The 18,938-nt window shown below is 66.4% G+C and carries 11 protein-coding genes and 3 rRNA genes; 7 read left to right on the top strand and 7 right to left on the bottom strand.

Features of this window, described 5'->3' with window-relative positions; all coding sequences use genetic code 11:
• Positions 1 to 127: 127 nt before the first annotated feature.
• Positions 128 to 1,771: an ATP-binding SpoIIE family protein phosphatase gene (locus tag OG522_RS17765; RefSeq protein WP_329463954.1), complete on the top strand. Its 1,644-nt coding sequence runs from the start codon at positions 128 to 130 to the stop codon at positions 1,769 to 1,771.
• On the opposite strand, the gene OG522_RS17760 is transcribed toward OG522_RS17765, so the two are convergent.
• On the bottom strand, positions 1,768 to 3,048 hold the full coding sequence (locus OG522_RS17760) for an MFS transporter (protein WP_329467636.1): 1,281 nt from the start codon (positions 3,046 to 3,048) through the stop codon (positions 1,768 to 1,770). The two genes, OG522_RS17765 and OG522_RS17760, sit on opposite strands and share 4 nt — an antisense overlap.
• A 181-nt stretch (positions 3,049 to 3,229) precedes the next feature.
• Here OG522_RS17760 and OG522_RS17755 point away from each other — a divergent pair, with 181 nt between their 5' ends.
• The 5 genes from OG522_RS17755 to OG522_RS17735 all read left to right on the top strand — a co-directional run bounded on the left by OG522_RS17755 (position 3,230) and on the right by OG522_RS17735 (position 10,309).
• Positions 3,230 to 3,796 carry a MarR family winged helix-turn-helix transcriptional regulator gene (locus OG522_RS17755; protein ID WP_329463953.1) on the top strand — a complete coding sequence of 189 codons (567 nt, stop codon included), beginning with the start codon at positions 3,230 to 3,232 and terminating at the stop codon, positions 3,794 to 3,796.
• 668 nt (positions 3,797 to 4,464) lie between these two features.
• Positions 4,465 to 5,990, top strand: a 16S ribosomal RNA gene (locus OG522_RS17750).
• Positions 5,991 to 6,279: 289 nt separating this feature from the next.
• A 23S ribosomal RNA gene (locus OG522_RS17745) occupies positions 6,280 to 9,404 on the top strand.
• Between the two features lie 88 nt (positions 9,405 to 9,492).
• Positions 9,493 to 9,609, top strand: a 5S ribosomal RNA gene (rrf, locus tag OG522_RS17740).
• The 16S, 23S and 5S rRNA genes sit together here, the layout of an rRNA operon.
• A gap of 148 nt (positions 9,610 to 9,757) precedes the next feature.
• Positions 9,758 to 10,309 (top strand): GNAT family N-acetyltransferase, encoded by a 552-nt coding sequence (locus OG522_RS17735; RefSeq protein ID WP_329463952.1) that lies wholly within the window; start codon positions 9,758 to 9,760, stop codon positions 10,307 to 10,309.
• 42 nt (positions 10,310 to 10,351) lie between these two features.
• On the opposite strand, the gene OG522_RS17730 is transcribed toward OG522_RS17735, so the two are convergent.
• From OG522_RS17730 to OG522_RS17705, 6 genes are all read right to left on the bottom strand, one after another.
• Positions 10,352 to 11,917, bottom strand: coding sequence for a type IV secretory system conjugative DNA transfer family protein (locus tag OG522_RS17730; RefSeq protein WP_329463951.1), 1,566 nt, complete (start codon positions 11,915 to 11,917; stop codon positions 10,352 to 10,354).
• A gap of 1 nt (position 11,918) precedes the next feature.
• On the bottom strand, positions 11,919 to 13,346 hold the full coding sequence (locus OG522_RS17725) for an ATP-binding protein (RefSeq protein ID WP_329463950.1): 1,428 nt from the start codon (positions 13,344 to 13,346) through the stop codon (positions 11,919 to 11,921).
• A 19-nt stretch (positions 13,347 to 13,365) separates the two neighbouring features.
• Complete coding sequence (locus tag OG522_RS17720) at positions 13,366 to 14,916, bottom strand: SCO6880 family protein (protein ID WP_329463949.1); 1,551 nt, start codon at positions 14,914 to 14,916, stop codon at positions 13,366 to 13,368.
• On the bottom strand, positions 14,913 to 16,268 hold the full coding sequence (locus OG522_RS17715) for a hypothetical protein (RefSeq protein ID WP_329463948.1): 1,356 nt from the start codon (positions 16,266 to 16,268) through the stop codon (positions 14,913 to 14,915). Before OG522_RS17715 ends, OG522_RS17720 begins: the two co-directional genes overlap by 4 nt.
• Complete coding sequence (locus OG522_RS17710) at positions 16,258 to 17,118, bottom strand: hypothetical protein (protein ID WP_329463947.1); 861 nt, start codon at positions 17,116 to 17,118, stop codon at positions 16,258 to 16,260. Before OG522_RS17710 ends, OG522_RS17715 begins: the two co-directional genes overlap by 11 nt.
• A 183-nt stretch (positions 17,119 to 17,301) precedes the next feature.
• Positions 17,302 to 17,610 (bottom strand): hypothetical protein, encoded by a 309-nt coding sequence (locus OG522_RS17705; protein WP_053729027.1) that lies wholly within the window; start codon positions 17,608 to 17,610, stop codon positions 17,302 to 17,304.
• A gap of 423 nt (positions 17,611 to 18,033) precedes the next feature.
• Here OG522_RS17705 and OG522_RS17700 point away from each other — a divergent pair, with 423 nt between their 5' ends.
• Positions 18,034 to 18,927: a trypsin-like serine peptidase gene (locus tag OG522_RS17700; protein WP_329463946.1), complete on the top strand. Its 894-nt coding sequence runs from the start codon at positions 18,034 to 18,036 to the stop codon at positions 18,925 to 18,927.
• Positions 18,928 to 18,938 lie beyond the last annotated feature (11 nt).

The raw sequence follows: 18,938 nt of genomic DNA, 5'->3' as shown, positions 1-18,938 counted from the left end.
GCGGTCGGTCACACTGGACGTGTGACCATAGGTGGGCCCACACCTGCACAGAGTGATCCGCGACCACCAGCACCGCACCAGCACCGGCAGCACAGCAACCGCAGCAACACACGAGGCTTGGAACACCGTGAACTTCACGCGTTGGAGCGCCCGGCTCCCCGGTACGCCGCGCCGCTCCGCAGCACGGACCGACCGCGCCGACCGGGGCTCCGTGCCCGCCGCCCGCGGTGAATCCGGCGCGCAGCCGGATCCCTGGCCGGACGACGACGCCCAGCCACCGGCCCTGGACGACCTCTCCGTGCGCGACATCCTGGGCCAGCTTCCCGCCCTGGTCGTCCTGCTCCACGGCCCCGAGCACCGCATCGCGTACGTCAACGACGCCTACGCGGCGGCCTTCGGCACCCGGCCGCTCGGCGCCCCGGCCGCCAAGGCGCTGCCCGAGCTCACCGAGCTCGGCCTGCCCCCGCTGATGGACCAGGTGCTGCGCAGCGGCAAGCCGCGTACGGTCAAATCCCGCAAGATCCAGGGCGGCGGGTCGTACACGGTGACGTGCACCCCGGTGGAGATCCCGGGCCAAAGCGAGGGCGGTGTGCTCGTCTTCGCCGCCGACGTCACCGACCACGCCGAAGCCGCCGAGCGGCTGCGCGCCAGCGAACGGCGCCATCGCGAAACCGCCGTCACTCTCCAGCGCTCGCTGCTCCCGCAAGAACTGGAACAGCCCGACGACCTGCGCGTGGCCTGCACCTACCAGCCCGGCGGCACGGACGCGGCGGTCGGCGGCGACTGGTACGACGTGATCACCCTGGGCGCCGGCCGCACCGCCCTGGTCATCGGCGACGTGATGGGACGAGGGGTCCGTGCGGCCGCCGTGATGGGCCAACTGCGCACCGCGGTCAGGGCGTACGCGCGCCTGGACCTGCCGCCGCACGAAGTGCTCCAGCTCCTGGACGGCCTGGCCGCCGAGATCGACGCCAGCCAGATCGCCACCTGCGTCTACGCAGTGCACGACCCCAACGAGGGTCATCTGGTGTACGCGTCCGCGGGCCACCTGCCCGTTCTGGTACGCCATGAGGACGGCACCGTCCACTGCGCCGAGGACCCGACCGGCCCGCCGCTCGGCACCGGCGGCTGGCTGCACACCTCCGGCACCATCGCGCTGCCGCCCGGCGCGACCGCCGTCCTCTATACGGACGGACTGGTCGAACGCAGGGGTGAGGACATCGACGAGGGCGTGGCCGCCCTGGAGCGGGCACTGTCGGGCGCCGTCGGCACCCCGCAAGTGGTGTGCGACCGCCTGATCCGCTCGCTGGGCGTCACCGCCGAACACGACGACGACGTCGCCGTCCTGGTCTGCCAGCATCCGGCCCGTACGGGACCTGCCGCCGAGCTCTTCCACAACGCGGCGCTCGACCTGCTCGGCGGTATCGAAGCGGCCCCGCGCGCCCGCGCCTTCGCCTCCGGCGTCCTCGCCTCCTGGCGCTTCCCGGTGGAACTGCGCGACCTCGGCGTGTTGGCCACCAGCGAGCTCGTGGCCAACTCCCTCCAGCACGGCACCCCGCCGATGCGCCTGAGACTGCGCCGCACCGACCGCCGCCTGATCATCGAGGTGACGGACGGCGACGACCACCTGCCGCGCCGCCGCCGCGCCGACCCCGCGGACGAAGCAGGACGAGGCATCTCGATCGTCGCGACGATCGCCTCGTCCTGGGGTTCGCGCCGCACACCGGGCGGCGGCAAAGCGGTGTGGTGCGAGTTCGCCCTGCCCGGTTAGGCGTTGGCGGGCGCCTGCTCGGGCTTGTGCACGGCCACCACACGCGAGGCGGCCGAGTGCAACGGCTGGTCCTGCGCGGGCGTCAGCTTCTTGCCGAGCCGCAGCGCGAGCACCGTGATGCCGAGCGAGAACAGCACGAACGTCACGATGTACGGGCCGTGCAGCGCGGCCCCCATCGGCCCGCCCACCGCGGGGCCGACCGCCAACGCCAACTGCTTGACCAGCGCGAACGCCGAGTTGTACTGCCCGACCATCGACTCGGGGGCGAGGTCGGCGACCAGCGGCGCCACGGTCGGCGACAGCATCGCCTCACCGAGCCCGAAGAGCCCGTACGTCGAGATGAACGCGGCGGTCGCCATCGCCTGGCTGCCGTGCCCGAGCCCGGCGTAACCGGCCGCGATCCACGCCACGGCCCAGATCAGACCGACGGACGCGATGACACGGCTGCGGCGCCGGCGCTCGACGAACTTCAGCACCAGGAACTGCGCGACCACGATGACGGCCGTGTTGGCGGCCAGCGCGATTCCGAGCGTCGAGGGCTGAATCCCGGCGGCCTCGGTGCCGTACGCGGCAAGACCCGACTCGAACTGCCCGTAGCAGGCGAAGAACAGCACGAACCCGAGCACGCACAGCTGCACCATCGCCCGGTGCCCGAGGAGGGCCCGGATTCCGCCGCCGGCGCCCTGCTCACCCTTGGGACGCGGGTCCGAGAGGACCGCCGAGTGGGGCATCCTCACGGACGCGGCGATCCCGGCGAGCACCAGGAACATCGCCGCTTCGATGGAGAAGAGCAGGGTGAAGCTGGCGGGGCGGCTCAGGTCCACGATCTGTCCGCCGATGAGTCCACCGATGCCCAGACCGAGGTTCTGAAGGAAGAACTGCATGGCGAAGGCGCGGGTGCGCGTCTTGGGACCGGAGCACCAGACGATCATCGTGGCGAGCGCGGGCTGCATCACGGCGGTGCCCGCGCCGAGCAGCGCGGCCGAGGCCACGGCGGCCGGGACGCTGGAGGCGAAGCCCATGCTCAGCGCGCCGAGCGAGGCGAGCACCGCGGCGCCGACCAGCACCGGCAGCGGCCCGCGCCGGTCGATGACGCGGCCGGTGAACGGCAGCACGACGAGCGCGGCCATGGCGAAGACGGCGAGCACGACACCGGCCGTGGTCGCACCCAGATCCCGCACCTGAGCCACGTACACATAGAGGTACGGAACGGTGAACCCGAGTCCAAACGCGCTCAGCGCGTTACCTGCCTGGATCCGGCGCATCGCTGCACCCATCGCCTTGGTCACACTCACCACCTTGGGGGTCTGGAAGCTTGGAGAACCCGTAGCCGAGGACGTGAGCGGAGGGCTCGAACGTCAAGGGCTCAGATCTGAAGACTTCAACACTAAAATTAGATGCTTAACAATACACACTCAAGGACTTAGATGCCAACGACCCCCGTGCCATACTCGCGACATGCCTGAGACCACCGAGCCCTGCGAGCCCGACGGCCCCCAGGAGCCGACCCTCGACGAGCAGATCGCCGCGTACCAGCGGGAGTACCGCGACCTCGACCCCCAGGTGGAAAAGGTCGTCTCGGCACTGGGCCGCCTGAACCGCCGGATGAACGTGGCGTACGGCCGCCAGGTCGCCGCCCTCGGCATCAGCAACGCCGAGTGGGAGGTCCTCAAGACGCTGCTCCTGGCGGGCGAGCCCTACCGCCTGGGCCCCGGCGAACTCGCCAAGCGCCTCGGCCTCACCCCGGCCGCCATGACCCACCGCATCGACCGCATGGCCGGCGAGGGCCTGGTCACCCGGGACCGTGACGAGAACAACCGGGTGCGCGTCATCGTCGAGCTGACCGACGAGGGCCGCACGAAGTGGCTTGAGGCCATGCGCATGGCCAGCGACTTCGAGGAGGACCTTCTCCAGGACCTCTCCTCCGAGGAGCGCGGCGTGCTCGGCGAGATGCTGATCCGCCTGCTCCGCCGCGTGGAGCACGCCCAGCCGGACGCGGGCGGACGCCTCACCGACCTCGACTGAGGCCGACCGGGGCCGGGTTGACACGGTCTCCCTCGGTCCGTAAGGTTCTTCGAGTTGTCGCGGAGCCGGTACGGTTCTGCAACAACCGTCCGCCGCAGATTCTGCGGCAACCCAACTCAGCACGATCCCTCGACCGGGGTTGAATTCGGCATGCCGAATTCAAATTCGATTGGGCCCGGAACCCTCGATTACGAGTCACCGGGAAAGTCCGCTAGAGTTCGGGAGTCGGAACGGCCCAACGGCCGGGAAGGCAAGCCGACTTGGCCCCGGGAGACCGGGAATCAGGCCCGAAAGGATCTGATAGAGTCGGAACCGCCGGAAAGGGAAACCCGAGAGGGGGAACCGGAAAGGCACCGAGGAAGTCGGACACGAAAGCGTCTGATAGAGTCGGGAACACGAAATACCGAAGGGAAGCGCCCGGAGGAAAGCCCGAGAGGGTGAGTACAAAGGAAGCGTCCGTTCCTTGAGAACTCAACAGCGTGCCAAAAGTCAACGCCAGATTGACAACCCCGTATCCGTTTCGGCGGATCGAGGTTCCTTTGAAAAGTCCTGTTCCGCTCTTGTGGTGGGCAGGCAACAACACAGCGAGGACGCTGTGGACGACTAGCCTTATTCCGGCTTGGTCGTCCCGCTCTTACGTGATGTGTGCACCCGATAGCGGGTAAACATTCATGGAGAGTTTGATCCTGGCTCAGGACGAACGCTGGCGGCGTGCTTAACACATGCAAGTCGAACGATGAAGCCCTTCGGGGTGGATTAGTGGCGAACGGGTGAGTAACACGTGGGCAATCTGCCCTTCACTCTGGGACAAGCCCTGGAAACGGGGTCTAATACCGGATAACACTCCTCAGGGCATCTTGGGGGGTTAAAAGCTCCGGCGGTGAAGGATGAGCCCGCGGCCTATCAGCTTGTTGGTGGGGTGATGGCCTACCAAGGCGACGACGGGTAGCCGGCCTGAGAGGGCGACCGGCCACACTGGGACTGAGACACGGCCCAGACTCCTACGGGAGGCAGCAGTGGGGAATATTGCACAATGGGCGAAAGCCTGATGCAGCGACGCCGCGTGAGGGATGACGGCCTTCGGGTTGTAAACCTCTTTCAGCAGGGAAGAAGCGAAAGTGACGGTACCTGCAGAAGAAGCGCCGGCTAACTACGTGCCAGCAGCCGCGGTAATACGTAGGGCGCAAGCGTTGTCCGGAATTATTGGGCGTAAAGAGCTCGTAGGCGGCTTGTCACGTCGGATGTGAAAGCCCGGGGCTTAACCCCGGGTCTGCATTCGATACGGGCTAGCTAGAGTGTGGTAGGGGAGATCGGAATTCCTGGTGTAGCGGTGAAATGCGCAGATATCAGGAGGAACACCGGTGGCGAAGGCGGATCTCTGGGCCATTACTGACGCTGAGGAGCGAAAGCGTGGGGAGCGAACAGGATTAGATACCCTGGTAGTCCACGCCGTAAACGTTGGGAACTAGGTGTTGGCGACATTCCACGTCGTCGGTGCCGCAGCTAACGCATTAAGTTCCCCGCCTGGGGAGTACGGCCGCAAGGCTAAAACTCAAAGGAATTGACGGGGGCCCGCACAAGCAGCGGAGCATGTGGCTTAATTCGACGCAACGCGAAGAACCTTACCAAGGCTTGACATATACCGGAAACGGCTAGAGATAGTCGCCCCCTTGTGGTCGGTATACAGGTGGTGCATGGCTGTCGTCAGCTCGTGTCGTGAGATGTTGGGTTAAGTCCCGCAACGAGCGCAACCCTTGTTCTGTGTTGCCAGCATGCCCTTCGGGGTGATGGGGACTCACAGGAGACTGCCGGGGTCAACTCGGAGGAAGGTGGGGACGACGTCAAGTCATCATGCCCCTTATGTCTTGGGCTGCACACGTGCTACAATGGCCGGTACAAAGAGCTGCGATGCCGTGAGGCGGAGCGAATCTCAAAAAGCCGGTCTCAGTTCGGATTGGGGTCTGCAACTCGACCCCATGAAGTCGGAGTTGCTAGTAATCGCAGATCAGCATTGCTGCGGTGAATACGTTCCCGGGCCTTGTACACACCGCCCGTCACGTCACGAAAGTCGGTAACACCCGAAGCCGGTGGCCCAACCCCTTGTGGGAGGGAGCTGTCGAAGGTGGGACTGGCGATTGGGACGAAGTCGTAACAAGGTAGCCGTACCGGAAGGTGCGGCTGGATCACCTCCTTTCTAAGGAGCACAGCACCGTCTGCAGACAAATGTTCTGCACGGTCAGCTCATGGGTGGAACGTTGACTATTCGGCGCTCTTGGTCAACTCGGGCCGCTAGTACTGCTCTTCGGAGCGTGGAACACGGAACGAGGCGATGGAGAGGGCCGGGCACGCTGTTGGGTATCTGAAGGCACGGGCTTTGCCTGTTGGTCTTCGGTCGCCGGCCCCAGTGCACTCGAACCGGTTGGTTCGGGGTGATGGGTGGCTGGTCGTTGTTTGAGAACTGCACAGTGGACGCGAGCATCTGTGGCCAAGTTTTTAAGGGCGCACGGTGGATGCCTTGGCACCAGGAACCGATGAAGGACGTGGGAGGCCACGATAGTCCCCGGGGAGCCGTCAACCAGGCTTTGATCCGGGGGTTTCCGAATGGGGAAACCCGGCAGTCGTCATGGGCTGTCACCCATACCTGAACACATAGGGTATGTGGAGGGAACGAGGGGAAGTGAAACATCTCAGTACCCTCAGGAAGAGAAAACAACCGTGATTCCGGGAGTAGTGGCGAGCGAAACCGGATGAGGCCAAACCGTATGCGTGTGATACCCGGCAGGGGTTGCGCATGCGGGGTTGTGGGATCTCTCTTTCACAGTCTGCCGGCTGTGAGGCGAGTCAGAAACCGTTGGTGTAGGCGAAGGACATGCGAAAGGTCCGGCGTAGAGGGTAAGACCCCCGTAGCTGAAACATCAACGGCTCGTTTGAGAGACACCCAAGTAGCACGGGGCCCGAGAAATCCCGTGTGAATCTGGCGGGACCACCCGCTAAGCCTAAATATTCCCTGGTGACCGATAGCGGATAGTACCGTGAGGGAATGGTGAAAAGTACCGCGGGAGCGGAGTGAAATAGTACCTGAAACCGTGTGCCTACAAGCCGTGGGAGCGTCGCTGTATGTGCTTGCACATGCAGTCGTGACTGCGTGCCTTTTGAAGAATGAGCCTGCGAGTTAGCGGTGTGTAGCGAGGTTAACCCGTGTGGGGAAGCCGTAGCGAAAGCGAGTCCGAATAGGGCGTTTGAGTTGCACGCTCTAGACCCGAAGCGGAGTGATCTAGCCATGGGCAGGTTGAAGCGGCTGTAAGAGGTCGTGGAGGACCGAACCCACCAGGGTTGAAAACCTGGGGGATGACCTGTGGTTAGGGGTGAAAGGCCAATCAAACTCCGTGATAGCTGGTTCTCCCCGAAATGCATTTAGGTGCAGCGTCGTGTGTTTCTTGCCGGAGGTAGAGCACTGGATAGGCGATGGGCCCTACCGGGTTACTGACCTTAGCCAAACTCCGAATGCCGGTAAGTGAGAGCGCGGCAGTGAGACTGTGGGGGATAAGCTCCATGGTCGAGAGGGAAACAGCCCAGAGCATCGACTAAGGCCCCTAAGCGTACGCTAAGTGGGAAAGGATGTGGAGTCGCAGAGACAACCAGGAGGTTGGCTTAGAAGCAGCCACCCTTGAAAGAGTGCGTAATAGCTCACTGGTCAAGTGATTCCGCGCCGACAATGTAGCGGGGCTCAAGCGTACCGCCGAAGTCGTGTCATTCATACGTATAGGGCCAACGCCTGTATGGATGGGTAGGGGAGCGTCGTGTGCCGGGTGAAGCTGCAGCGGAAGCTAGTGGTGGACGGTTCACGAGTGAGAATGCAGGCATGAGTAGCGATACACACGTGAGAAACGTGTGCGCCGATTGACTAAGGGTTCCTGGGTCAAGCTGATCTGCCCAGGGTAAGTCGGGACCTAAGGCGAGGCCGACAGGCGTAGTCGATGGACAACCGGTTGATATTCCGGTACCCGCTTTGAAACGCCCAATATCGAATCAGACGATGCTAAGCCCGTGAAGCCGCCCTGATCTCTTCGGAGTTGAGGGGAGTGGTGGAGCCGGTGACCCGGATCTGTAGTAGGTAAGCGATGGGGTGACGCAGGAAGGTAGTCCAGCCCGGGCGGTGGTTGTCCCGGGGTAAGGGTGTAGGACGTTGTCTAGGCAAATCCGGACAACACATAGTCTGAGACCTGATGCCGAGCCGATTGTGGTGAAGTGGATGATCCTATGCTGTCGAGAAAAGCCTCTAGCGAGTTTCATGGCGGCCCGTACCCTAAACCGACTCAGGTGGTCAGGTAGAGAATACCGAGGCGTTCGGGTGAACTATGGTTAAGGAACTCGGCAAAATGCCCCCGTAACTTCGGGAGAAGGGGGGCCATCACTGGTGATCCGATTTACTCGGTGAGCTGGGGGTGGCCGCAGAGACCAGCGAGAAGCGACTGTTTACTAAAAACACAGGTCCGTGCGAAGCCGTAAGGCGATGTATACGGACTGACGCCTGCCCGGTGCTGGAACGTTAAGGGGACCGGTTAGTGATCTTTCGGGGTTGCGAAGCTGAGAACTTAAGCGCCAGTAAACGGCGGTGGTAACTATAACCATCCTAAGGTAGCGAAATTCCTTGTCGGGTAAGTTCCGACCTGCACGAATGGCGTAACGACTTCTCGACTGTCTCAACCATAGGCCCGGTGAAATTGCACTACGAGTAAAGATGCTCGTTTCGCGCAGCAGGACGGAAAGACCCCGGGACCTTTACTACAGTTTGATATTGGTGTTCGGTTCGGCTTGTGTAGGATAGGTGGGAGACTTTGAAGCGGCCACGCCAGTGGTTGTGGAGTCGTCGTTGAAATACCACTCTGGTCGTGCTGGATGTCTAACCTCGGTCCGTGATCCGGATCAGGGACAGTGTCTGATGGGTAGTTTAACTGGGGCGGTTGCCTCCTAAAGAGTAACGGAGGCGCCCAAAGGTTCCCTCAGCCTGGTTGGCAATCAGGTGTTGAGTGTAAGTGCACAAGGGAGCTTGACTGTGAGACCGACGGGTCGAGCAGGGACGAAAGTCGGGACTAGTGATCCGGCGGTGGCTTGTGGAAGCGCCGTCGCTCAACGGATAAAAGGTACCCCGGGGATAACAGGCTGATCTTCCCCAAGAGTCCATATCGACGGGATGGTTTGGCACCTCGATGTCGGCTCGTCGCATCCTGGGGCTGGAGTCGGTCCCAAGGGTTGGGCTGTTCGCCCATTAAAGCGGTACGCGAGCTGGGTTTAGAACGTCGTGAGACAGTTCGGTCCCTATCCGCTGCGCGCGCAGGAACATTGAGAAGGGCTGTCCCTAGTACGAGAGGACCGGGACGGACGAACCTCTGGTGTGCCAGTTGTCCTGCCAAGGGCATGGCTGGTTGGCTACGTTCGGAAAGGATAACCGCTGAAAGCATCTAAGCGGGAAGCCTGCTTCGAGATGAGTGTTCCCACCTCCTTGAGAGGGTAAGGCTCCCAGTAGACGACTGGGTTGATAGGCCAGATGTGGAAGCCTCGTAAGGGGTGGAGCTGACTGGTACTAATAGGCCGAGGGCTTGTCCTCAGTTGCTCGCGTCCACTGTGTTTGTTCTGAAGCAATGAACAGCTGTCAGAGCCCCTGCTTGGGGTTCCGGTGTTCAACTTCATAGTGTTTCGGTGGTCATAGCGTTAGGGAAACGCCCGGTTACATTCCGAACCCGGAAGCTAAGCCTTTCAGCGCCGATGGTACTGCAGGGGGGACCCTGTGGGAGAGTAGGACGCCGCCGAACAATTTTTGGGGAAAGCCCCGCATCATGGTCCTTCGGGATCACGGTGCGGGGCTTTTCTGCGTTTACAGGAGGGTCGGACGCCCGGGGCGCCCGGGGTCGTGTGGCAAAACACGTTGCGGGGGGTCGGGCGGCTGGCCAGCATGAGCGCATGGACTATGTGATTCGCCCTGTGCGCGCCGACGAATGGCTCCGGATGAAGGAACTGCGCCTGGTCGCGCTGGCCGATCCGGCCGCGCCCGTCGCCTTCCTTGAGACCACTGAACAGGCGCTGGAGCGCCCCGACGCGTTCTGGCAGGAGCGTACGGCGAGGGTTTCACACGGTACTTCGGCCCGGCAGTTCGTGGCCGAGGGCCCGGACGGAGAGTTGGTCGGCACGGTTGTCGTGCTGGTGGAGCAGCCTGGGGCGAAGGACATCTTCGGGCGGGAGATCACTGCCCCGCAGGCGCACTTGGTGGGTGTGTTCGTACGGGTCGAGCACCGTGGGCTCGGCCTGACCGAGCGGCTCTTCGAGGCTGCCATGGAGTGGGCCTGGGCGCTGGAGGAGCCGGCCGTCGAACGGATCCGGCTCTACGTCCACGAGGAGAACCCCCGCGCGCAGGGCTTCTACCGGAAGATCGGATTCGTATCGACCGGGGTTTCGGCTCCGATCGAGGGCGAGGCCGGCGGCCTCGACTGGGAGATGGAAGTCGTGCGGCCCTAGCGCTGCGGCTGCCGTGAGGTGTGTGCCTTGGTCGTGGAGCCCTCAGGTAAGGGCTTCGGTCCAGCGGGCCCGTGCCTGTTCGGGGGAGCGGAGCAGGACCAGGGTCGGCAGGCCCCGGTCCCGGCCGGTCGACAGCAGCTCCGGTAGCTGGGGGAGCGGCGCCACGGCCGCGATGTCGTCCAGGACGAGCGTCATTGGTGGGTCGAGGCGACCGTCAGATGACCGTTCGGCCATGCGGCGGCCGCGCTCGACCACGTCGGAGGCGAGTGCCGTGAGCAGGGGCATCGCGGCGGGATCGGACCGGGGGTTCTCGATCGCTTCACCCACCAGATAAAGGGTGCCCCCCTCGTTCACGAAAGATTCCAGCGCGAGCGAATCCGCTCGGTTTGGTGTGCAGGCGTCGCGGATGTGGATCGAGGAGAGGCAGGCCAGCGCTCGGGCCGTCAACTGCTGGGCGATTTCCCGGCGTTCGGGGTACGCGGTGAGCGCGGACTCCAGGAGGCCGGCGGCGCCGCTCTGCGCCTTGGGGTGGGTGCGGAGGATGCGTACGGCCTCATGGGCGGCCGTTCCCTGGGACCAGCGGTGCAGCTGCTTCGTGGCCTTGCTGTCGCGGCTCTCCAGCGCGGCGGCGTGCAGCCAGCAGCGGAGGAGCGTTTCCGCGGTGTCCGCCATGGCGGTGTCCATGCGGGCGTGGGGGCGGACGGGGGCCAGGAGGGCGACAGCTCTCGCGGCCGCGGTGTCGGGGTCTTCGCAGCCGGTGGTGGGCGCCCAGTGGAGGCGCGCGGGGGTGTCGCAGCGGTGGGCTGGGTCGTAGAGGTGTACGGGGCCGAGCTTTGCTCGGGCGTCCTTGGTCTCTGCCCACAGGGTGGGGTCCGAGGTGACCACCAGGGTGGGGCCCGCCGCGTCCTGGATCGCCTGCCGTGCCGGGGGGCGGCGGGATTCCGGGGGGCCGAACAGCAGGCGGGGGGCTGGGCTTTCTGCCCGGGGGGTGGGGAATTGCTCCACCGGCGTGGCCGGCGCGGGTGCCGGCTGGGGGGTGACCGGTTGCTCGGGGTGCGGCGCGGCGAGCGGGGTTCGTGTCGGCGCGGAGGTTGGAGCGGAGGTTGGCGCGGGGGCGATGCCCACGGTGTGGGGCGGTGTCGCGGCGTCCACAGCGGGGGGTGAGGGGCTTCTCGCAGCCTGGGTGGGGGCGGCGGAGCTCTCAACGAGTCCCGAAATGGGGGTAGTTGGGGGCGTAGCCTCCCGGGCTCTCGCTCTTACCGCTCTCCACCGGGTGAACGTTCCCAGGACGAACACCGTCAGGACCACCAGGGCCATCAGCTCGCCGATGAGGAGGCCCCAGAACAAGCCGTAGCCCGACAGGGCGTTCGCTGGGGTGTCGGGCCAGGCGGCGGGGAGGTCGTGGGGGGCCGTGACCAGGGCGCGCAGCGCCATCGGGCTGTGGGTGAACGATACGCCGGGAGGCCACGCGCCGTGGGTGAAGAGGCCACCCAGACCCGTGGCCGTCCACACCAGGACCGTAAGGCCGAGCAGGAAGGCCAGGAGGCCGACCAGAAGCGAGTCCGGGATACCGCGCTGGTTGCCCCGGGGGGCGCCGGGTCCGCTCATTTCAGGCCACCGTGGACTCGGACGAATCGGGTGCGGCGGACAGTTGCTGTTCGACCAGTGCCGCTCGGCGTTCCGTCTCCGATTCGAGTTGGGAGTCCAGTTCCGCGGCCAGGATGTCGTCCGTCGCCGCGGACTCCGTCATGGCACGGTCGGTGAAGACCAGGGGGCGTTCGCGTTCCGTGATCAGGTGTTTGACCACCTGGACGTTGCCGTTCACGTCCCACACCGCGATGCCGGGTGTCAGCGTCGGGATGATTTCCACGGCCCAGCGCGGTAGGCCGAGGACCCTGCCCGTCGCCCTCGCCTCGTCCGCCTTCTGCGCGTAGATCGTCCTGGTCGAGGCCATCTTCAGGATCGCTGCCGCTTCCCGCGCCGCCGCGCCGTCCACGACGTCGGACAGGTGGTGGACGACCGCCACGAACGACAGGCCGAGGCGGCGGCCGAACTTCAGCAGGCGCTGGAAGAGCTGGGCCACGAACGGGCTGTTGATGATGTGCCAGGCCTCCTCGACCAGGAAGATGCGCTTCTTCCGGTCGGGGCGGATCCAGGTGTGCTCCAGCCATACGCCGACGATGGCCATCAGGATCGGCATCGCGATCGAGTTTCGATCGATGTGCGAAAGGTCGAAGACGATCAGGGGGGCGTCCAGGTCGATGCCCACCGTGGTGGGGCCGTCGAACATGCCGCGCAGGTCGCCGTCGACCAGGCGGTCGAGCACCAGGGCGACGTCCAGGCCCCAGGCGCGTACATCGTCTATGTCGACGTTCATCGCTTCCGCCGACTCGGGCTCGGGGTGGCGGAGCTGTTCCACGATGTCGGTCAGGACCGGCTGGCGGTCCGTGATCGTGGCGTTGACGTAGGCGTGCGCGACCTTGAGGGCGAAGCCTGATCGTTCGTCCAGGCCGTGGCCCATCGCAACTTCGATGATCGTTCGAAGCAGGGCGAGCTGGCCCGTCGTCGTGATCGCCGGGTCCAGGGGGTTGAGCCGGATGCCGCCGTCCATGGCCGTCATCGGGTCGAGCCGGATAGGGGTTATCCCCAGCTCGCGCGCGATGAGGTTCCATTCGCCGACGCCGTCCTCACCCTGGGCGTCGAGCACGACCACCTGGCGGTCACGGAACCTCAACTGACGCAGGACATAGGTCTTTTCGAGCGCCGACTTGCCGTTTCCCGACTCGCCGAGGACCAGCCAGTGCGGGGCCGGAAGCTGTTGTCCGTACAACTGGAAGGGGTCGTAGATGTAGCCCTTGCCGCTGTACACCTCGCGCCCGATGATCACGCCGGAGTCGCCGAGGCCGGGGGCGGCGGTCGGCAGGTAGACGGCCTGGGCCTGGCCCGTGGAGGTGCGGACGGGCAGCCGGGTGGTCTCCACCTTGCCGAACAGCAGGGCGGTGAAGGCGTCGGTGACGAGAGACAGCGGATCTCGCATGGCGGGTACTGCCTCTCAACTAGCGGCGGATGCCGGTCGCGAACGGCAAGGTGTTGACGAAGGCCCGGTGGTGCTCGCGGTCGCACCACTCCAGCTTCAGGTAGGACTTGCCGGCGGAGGCTCTGATGGTCCGCTTGTCGCGGGCCAGCGCCTCGGGGGAGCGCGACGACACCGTGATGTAGCCGACCAGGTTGACGCCCGCCGCCCCGCTCGCGAGGTCCTCGCCGCGCTGGTCGAGGCGGCCGTGGGCGGCGATGTCGCGGGGGTCGACGGTGCGGTTCATCTTGGCCGCGCGCGATGCCTCCGCCTCGTCGTTGGTCTTCTCCGTGAGCATGCGCTCGATCGCGACTTCGGTCGGTTCGAGGTCCATGCAGACGGCGACCGTACGGATGACGTCCGGGGTGTGCACGAGGAGGGGGGCCAGGAAGTTGACGCCGACCGGGGTCATCGGCCACTCCTTCACCCACGCCGTGGAGTGGCACCAGGGCGCCCGGGTCGAGGACTCGCGGGTCTTGGCCTGGAGGTAGGTGGGCTCCACGGCGTCGAGCTCGGCCGGCCAGGCGTTGCGCTTGGTCATCGCCTGGATGTGGTCGATGGGGTGGTCCGGGTCGTACATGGAGTGCACGAGCGAGGCGAGCCGGCTCTGGCCGAGCGGCTGGCGTACGCGGATGTCCGCCTCCGCCAACCGGGCGCAGATATCGGTCAGTTCGCGGGCCATGACGACCGCGAGCCCCGCGTCGCGGTCGAGCTTGCGGCCCGCCTGCGGGTGGGCGGCGCGGGCCATCGCGTGGGCCTCGGCGGCGAGTTCGCGGCTGTACTGCATGCAGGCCACGAGGTAGGCGCGGTGCTGCTCGCTGGACGTGGACACCATGGACTGGAGCTGGTCGTAGGACTCCATCAGCCAGCCGGGTGCCTTGGTGTCGCCGCGCTGGGCGACGTCCTTGGCGTGGGCGTCGGGGTCGGCGGGCAGGGTACGGGCCAGCATCTGGAGCCGGGTCACGAAGCCGTCGCCGTTGGCCACGTGCTTGAGCAGCGTGCCGAACCGGTCGACGAGGGCTTCCTGGTCCTCGCTGTCGCGCAGGCCGACGCCGGGGCCCTCGATCTCGATGGCGGCGGTCACCGTACGCCGGTCCGCGTGCAGCAGGACCGCGATCTCGTCCGGGCCGAAGGGGGCGGCGAGCCAGTTGATGTGGCCGATGCCGGGCGGCGGTCCGACCTCGACCTCGCGCCCGTCGAGACCGACGCCCGCTTCCGCCGCGCTGGAGCGGTAGGCGGTGCCGCGGCGCAGCGAACGCTTGTAACTGCGGTTGATTTCAAACCACTTGTAGAAGGTGCGGCGCCGGTAGGGGAGGTACACGGCGGCCAGGGCCAGGAAGGGGAAGCCCATCAGGAGCACGATCCGCAGGGAGAGCACGGGCACGAGCAGCCCGCACATCATGCCGAGGAAGGCGCCGCCGATGATCAGTACGATCTCGCCGGTCTCGCGGTTCTTGCCGACGACGGCCGACGGCCGGGCGCGGCCGATCAGATACGTACGGCGGGGCGCGACCGGTTGGGACTGGGTCGTCAACGCCCTCCACCTCCACTGTTCTTGTTACCTGCGCTGCCGCCGGAGTTGCGGCGGTGGGTGTGCGGTGTGCCGGAGGTCGGGCCGGAGCCGCTGCGTGGCGGAGGCGCGGCGGAGGAGACAGCTCCGCCGCCGCCGGAGCCCCGGCTGCTGTGGGCGGCCATGCCACCGGACACGGCGTTCGCGGGGCGGGCTTCGGACCCGCCCCCCTGGTTGCCCCGGCCGCTGTGGGTCTTGATGCCCTGCGAGACGAGGGCCGCGGGCGAGGAGATGAGGGCGGCGGCCTGCGAGCCGTCGGTGGCCTGTTTCCGGTTGGTGCGGGCCGAGGCGATCTCGTCGCCGAAGCCGGGCACGAAGCGGTAGATCATCGCCGAGGCGAAGATGGCGAGCAGGATGATCGCGAGGCCCGAGACGACGGCCGAGAACGAGTCCGGGCCCTTGCCGGAGGAGAGAGCTCCGGCGAGCCCGAGCACGATCACGATGACGGGTTTCACCATGATCACGGCGATCATGATGCCCGCCCAGCGCCGGACGTGGCCCCACATGTTCTTGTCGACGAGTCCCGCGTACACGACGGTGCCGAGCAGGGCGCCGACGTACAACAGGGCGGCGCGGACGACCAGTTCGAGGAAGAGCACGCCCGCGGCAAGGATCGAGACCAGGGCGACGACGATCAGCATGATGGGTCCGCCGCCGATGTCGGTGCCCTTTTTGAGCGCGGCGGAGAACGAGCCGAAGAAGACGTCCGACTGGTTGCCGGTCGCGTTGGCGATGGCCTCGGTGACCGCGTCTGTCGCCGATACGACGGTGTAGAGGATCAGCGGGGTGAAGGCGGAGGCGAGCACGGTCAGCCAGAGGAAACCGACGGCTTCGGAGATCGCGGTGGACAGCGGCACCCCGCGGATGGCGCGCTTGGCCACGGCCAGGAGCCACAGCACGAGGGTGAGGAAGGTGGCGGCGGCGAAGACGACGGCGTACTGGGTGCGGAAGCTGGAGTTGGTGAAGTCCACGGTTGCCGTCGACTTCACCGCGTCGGAGAGCTTGCCGATGATCCAGGCGGCGGCATCGGCACATCCCTTTGCCAGGGAGGTCAGGGGGTCGGCGGGGTCGGTGGTGCCGGGGGGTGGGGTGGTGCCGCCCTTGCTGGCGCCGGACTCGCAGTAGTCCCTGGCGGGGCCACGAATGAGGTCGCAGGCGTTGTTGCTGGGGCTGGGGCTCGGACTGCCGCCCGGTGTTCCGCTCGGCGTGGGTGACGGGGCGGCGTACGCCCTGCTGGCGAGCAGGATGGCCGCTGTCTGGACGGCCGTGAACGCGGCAGCGATCGAGAAAGCGCGGCGGGGCGGCTTACCGGGCATACGTGAACCCTCCGTACTGCTCCACGGCGTCGGACATGTCCTTGGCCGGAGCGGCGGCCTGGTCACGGCCGACGGGTGCCGGGCCGTCCTTCTGCGTGAAGTCGGTGATCTTCCAGTCCCCGCCGGTCCACTTGAGCTGGAACGTGTTCGTGAACCAGCTCTCGGACACCGGGTTCTTGGAGCCCTCGCCCGCAAGCCCGAACAGCGCTGAGTACCAGACCGACACCGTCGCGGTGGCACCGTCGAACTTGTCCGCCTTGGAGCCGACTGGGTTGAACCGGGAGATGAACGCCTGCCCAGCCGGTGCCGTGCCGTCCGGGTTGAGGCCGACGCGGGTCAGGAAGTCCTTCCCCGAGTACGCCCTGTCGAGGTCGCCCTGTCGGGCCGCAGCGACGTCGGGGGCGTACACGGTGGCCACAATTTCGTGCCGACGGCCGGTGTTGTACATGCCGTCGGAACCCAGCGCCACCAGATAGTTGACGGCCGCCGACTGCGCGCCCTGCTCCGTCTGTGCGAACCCCGACGCGATCCCCCCCTGCTTCCCCCCCACCGGCTTCGTTCCGCTTGGCGCCGTCGACTGGGCGTCCGGCTTCTTCGGGCTCTGGCCGTCCGTGGAGGAGCCGGAATCGCCGCCCCGGTTCGCGAAGGCGATCGCGGCCACCAGGAGGACCACGACGCCGACGGCCATCACCAGGGAGCGGGAGCCGCGCTGGGGGCGGCGGGTGCTGCCGTACGGGTCGCCGGTGCCCTCGGGGAGACGGGTACGGGTCTGGCGCGTGCCGCCGAGCGTGCTGAAGCGGTCGTCGGCCGGGTCGCCGCCGCCGCGGCCCGGATCGTCGTCGAAACTCATGCCGTCTGCGCCCCCTCGACCGTGTGCGGATCCGCGAAGTAGTAGTACGACGGTAGCCGTGCTGGTTCCCGCGCGGGCGCGGTGTGGTGACTCGACATCAGGGAGACGCAACCTCTGCCGTTGGGCGCGACGGACGGATGGTGTGAGGGAGGTAAGGGAAGCGGAAGGCCGGCTGATGGGAGGTCAGACGGCCATTCCGTACACGATGGTGAAGAGGGTGCCGAGCGAGCCGATGATGAAGACTCCGGTCAGGCCGGCCACGATCAGGCCCTTGCCCTGTTCGGCGCTGAAGGTGTCACGCAGCGCCGTCGCCCCGATCCGCTGTTTGGCCGCGCCCCAGACCGCGATCCCGAGGCAGAGGAGGATGGCCACCGCCATCACCACCTCGACCATGATGCGGGCCTCGTTGCCGAGCGTCCCGAACGGCCCCCAGTTGGGGGCGATTCCGCCGATGATGGTGGTGATGTCGCCTTTTCCGGCTGCCAGGTACATGTAACTCACCGCCCCTGTCGGGTAGTTCGAAGCCCCTGCCGCACGGCATGGGTCAGGCTCTATCTTCGCTGATGAAACCGTCGGCGTAGGACGCCTTGGCGCCTCTCTTTACCCGCCCCCGCACGGCTGAACCGGTACCACCGCCCTGACCTGCGGTGAACCGGTTGAATGCGAAAACGCGTATGGTCACTCTGTGTATCACGCAGGGTGACTCCGGGCAATGACTGTCGTTGTTGCACCCTTGGGGCGCTTGTCGTGTCGGCGGCCCGTGATGGGGTACGGAGCTGATGGCGGGGCGGGGTGCGACGGGCCGGTTCATAGAAAGTTCTCAGAAAAGGTTCATGGTCGTTCTCAGCCGGGCCCGCGAGAGTTCAGAGTGTTCGCAGTCCGCCGCTGGCCCGCCGACCACCAGGAGCCGCCCCGATGAAGCGCACTGGCATCTCCGGGATGAAGTTCTCGCCCCAGCGCGGAAGATTCGGCGCGCTGTCCGCCGTGGCGGTCCTCATGGTCATACCGATGTACGGGGACCGCGACGCGGGCGCGCGGGACCTGACCACCATGGCGCCTGCCAGCGCGGCCAACGCCCGGGTGGGCGCGCTGTTCAAGGGGGATCTCGACGGCGGGCACTTCTGCACCGCGTCGGTCGTTCAGAGTTCGGGACGCGACCTCATCGTCACCGCCGCGCACTGCCTGCCCCCGGACGAGTCGGAGGGCGGCAAGGCCGTGTTCGTGCCGGCCTACCGGGACGGGACCGCGCCGTACGGGACTTGGCCGGTGGAGACGGTGTACGCGGACGACGCGTGGAACGAGGACGGCGACCAGGACAGTGACGTCGCCTTCGCGGTGCTCGGGCCCGGCTCGGACGACGGCAAGAAGGTCGAGGACGTGGTGGGCGGCGCCCCGCTGTTCGCGGGCCGCATGACCGGCAAGCCGGTCACCGTCACCGGGTACCCGGGCGACACCGAGTACCCGCAGGTCTGCACGAACACGGCGGACGCCTACGGCGACAAGCAGCAGCGCATCGACTGCCCGGACTTCCCCGGCGGCACCAGCGGCAGCCCGTGGGCCGTCGACGGCGGGGCGGTCGCGGGGGTGATCGGCGGGTACGAGTTCGGCGGCGACGACCCGGACGTCTCGTACAGCATCGTCTTCGGCCAGCACACCAAGTCGCTGTACAAGCTCGCGGAGTCGGCGGGCGACCCGAGGCCCGTGGCGCCCGAGCCGTCCCCGACGCCAGCGGCGGCTCCCGAACCGGCCGCTGCGGGCGGTGACGTGACGTCGGATCAGGCCATCACCTGCGCGTGCCTGCTTCCGTGATCACAAACTGA

Source organism: Streptomyces sp. NBC_01431 (genome assembly GCF_036231355.1).
Classification (GTDB): Bacteria; Actinomycetota; Actinomycetes; order Streptomycetales; family Streptomycetaceae; genus Streptomyces.
The sequence above is the reverse complement of the archived record's forward strand: the minus strand, read 5'-3'. Positions and strand labels throughout refer to the sequence as shown.